The sequence below is a fragment of the Rhodopila sp. genome (assembly GCF_035548235.1).
Taxonomy (GTDB): Bacteria; Pseudomonadota; Alphaproteobacteria; order Acetobacterales; family Acetobacteraceae; genus Rhodopila.
Window position 1 is genome coordinate 1 of record NZ_DASZTJ010000131.1, and the last position, 2446, is coordinate 2446.

2 protein-coding genes are annotated in these 2446 nt (G+C 64.2%); both read left to right on the plus strand.

The genetic code is table 11. The annotated features are described in order from the left end of the window. The first annotated feature begins 441 nt into the window (after positions 1 to 441). On the plus strand, positions 442 to 1791 hold the full coding sequence (gene mreC / locus VHB27_RS11620; protein ID WP_325600485.1) for a rod shape-determining protein MreC: 1350 nt from the start codon (positions 442 to 444) through the stop codon (positions 1789 to 1791). Between the two features lie 8 nt (positions 1792 to 1799). Further along, entirely contained in the window at positions 1800 to 2324 is a 525-nt protein-coding gene (gene mreD, locus VHB27_RS11625; protein ID WP_325600487.1) for a rod shape-determining protein MreD, read from the plus strand. Positions 2325 to 2446: the final 122 nt, after the last annotated feature.

Here is a 2446-nt window from a genome sequence, read left to right on the forward strand (position 1 = left end):
TGTTTTGTCGGGCCATGTCCCCGTCTGCTGAAATACGCGGTAGGCGGCCGGGTTTACAAACACATTGTCGAACATGGAGTGCCCCGCCATGGCCGGATCGGGGTTGTAGCTCATGTCTATCCCCGAGGTAAGGAAGATCCACTCTCGATACCTCTCCGGCATCTTCAACTCTCCATTCGCCGTATAGTTCGGACCCTCATTGGCCGTGGGGTTGTCCGTAACGGCGTGCATCGCTCGAACCGGGGCTGCCTGGACGACTGCCGCCAGCAAAAGGAGTAAAAGTGGGAGTCGCAATATCGTGTACCTCCGGGAGGGCTTGCTCTGGGTGCTCATTCCATACGCCGATCTGTCCCAATTTGTTCAAAGAACGAGTTCTCGGACAAAAGAGTTATCCCGTATTTTTCACGATTCCCCTCATCTCGCACATAATAGTTGCAGCGCATGGAATCCTTCTTCACACGATTCAAGAATGTCCTTGTCCTGGTTGCGGTCCTGTTTGCGCAGACCATCGGCCTGGCCATTCAGGTGCGCCGTCCCGCCGAGTTCGGAACGCCCGACAGCCGCCAGGTCACCCTGATGCGCTATTGGGTCGTGGCTGCGGTGACGCCGTTCGAGCGCGCCTTCCATGCTGTCGGCCAGAACGTGCGCGGGGCCTGGGGCAACTATGTCAATCTCCGCCATGTCCACGAGCAGAATCAGGACCTGCGGCAGGAGATCGCGCGCCTGCGTCTTGAGCAGGCGGCCTTTGCCGAGGACGCCGTGCAGGGACATCGCCTGCAGGCGCTGCTCGCCTTCCAGCAGCACTACATCGCCTCCACCGTGGCGGCGCAGGTGATCGGCACCAGCGGCACCGACCTCTCCCGGCTCATCTACATCGATAAGGGTAACGATTACCACCTCAAGCCCGACATGGCGGTCATCACGCCGGACGGCATCGTCGGCAAGATTCGCGACGTCTTTCCGCATACGGCGCAGGTGCTTTTGATCAGCGACCAGACCTCCGGCGCGGGCGTGCTGCTGGCCAGCACACGCATCCTGGCGATTCTGCACGGCAGCTCCACCGGGCACGTGCAGATCACCAACCTCACCGCCGACTCGCGCATCAAGCCCGGCGAAACCGTGTTGACCTCGGGCGGCGACCAGATCTTCCCGCGCGGATTGCCGGTCGGCACGATCGAGTCCATCGCTCCTGATCCCGATCACCAGCCCTACACCGCCATCCGCATCAAGCCCGCGGCTAATCTCTCGCAGTTGGAGGAGGTGCTGGTCATTACCGGCACCAAGCCCACGCTGCCCGCGGCAGCGCAGAAGGATCTTGCCGTCGGGGTTTCCGCCGCCGAGGCCAGGGCCGCCGCCGAGGCTGCCGCCAAGGCCAAGGCCGCCGCCGATGCCGAGGCCGCCGCCGAAGCCTCCGCGCGCTCGGCTGCCGAGGTGCTGGCCGACCGCCTGCCCAGCCTGCACGATCCCAACGCTCCCGCGACCCCTGCGGCGAATCCCCAGGCGCTGCCCAGCACCGTCGTTCCGAGGCCTCTGCCGGCGATCCGCCCGGACCGCTACTCCCCGGGCGATACGCCGCCCGCTTCCTCGCTGGTTCCCGGAGCCCGGAGCAGCCGTACCTATGATGCAGCCCCGGCCAATGCAGCCCCGGCCAACACAGCTCCGCGGCCGGAGACGCCGGCCGGCGCACCCTCCCGCGCGGCGCAGAGGCCGCGCGAAACTCCCCAGACGCAGCCGCAGACGCAACCCCAGACACAGCCTCGGACTCAGCCCCCGGCAGAGCCGGAAAATTAGCCACAAGAATGCTCAATCGCAGCTACACCTCCCGCCGAGAACTCGAGCAGCACACCTTCTCCCTCGCCGTCACGCTGCTGGTGCCGGCGCTTGCGATTCTTCTGCAATCCTTTCTGCCGCGGCCGTTTCCGCGCTTCGCCATCCTCGATCTACCGCTCATCGTGGTGCTGTTCTTCGCCGTCTCCCGGCGCAGCCCCATCGCCGGAACCCTGACCGGAGCCATCATCGGCCTGCTCCAGGACGCGCTGACCAACCAGCCTATCGGCGTCAACGGCATGGCCAAGTCGGCCATCGGCTATGTCGCCGCAAGCATCGGCCTTCAGGTCGACGTGGAGAGCCCGCTTACACGTATCGTCATCACCTTCGGCTTCTCGATCATCAACAGCGTTCTGCTCTTTCTTATCGACCACCGCCTGCTGGGCCTGCCCGGCTTCTCTCTGCTCTGGGGGCACGAACTGATCCGCGCCTGCGCCAACACCGCGGTCGCCATCCCCATCTTCTTTCTTCTCGACCGGACCAAGCGCATCGACTGACCCGGTTTTTTCCTGCTTTGGCAGGGATTGGGGCGGGAGGGGAGGTAAATACAGGGGTCTCTCCGCTACGGCCCTTCGGGCCTTCGGTCGAGATGACGTAGCCCTCCTTGTTTCTCCAGTCA

What these genes read in the sequence shown, in the direction of transcription:
- mreC (WP_325600485.1), top strand. Translation starts at nt 442, where the DNA reads ATGGAATCCTTCTTCACACGATTCAAGAATGTCCTTGTCCTGGTTGCG.
- mreD (WP_325600487.1), top strand. Translation starts at nt 1,800, where the DNA reads ATGCTCAATCGCAGCTACACCTCCCGCCGAGAACTCGAGCAGCACACC.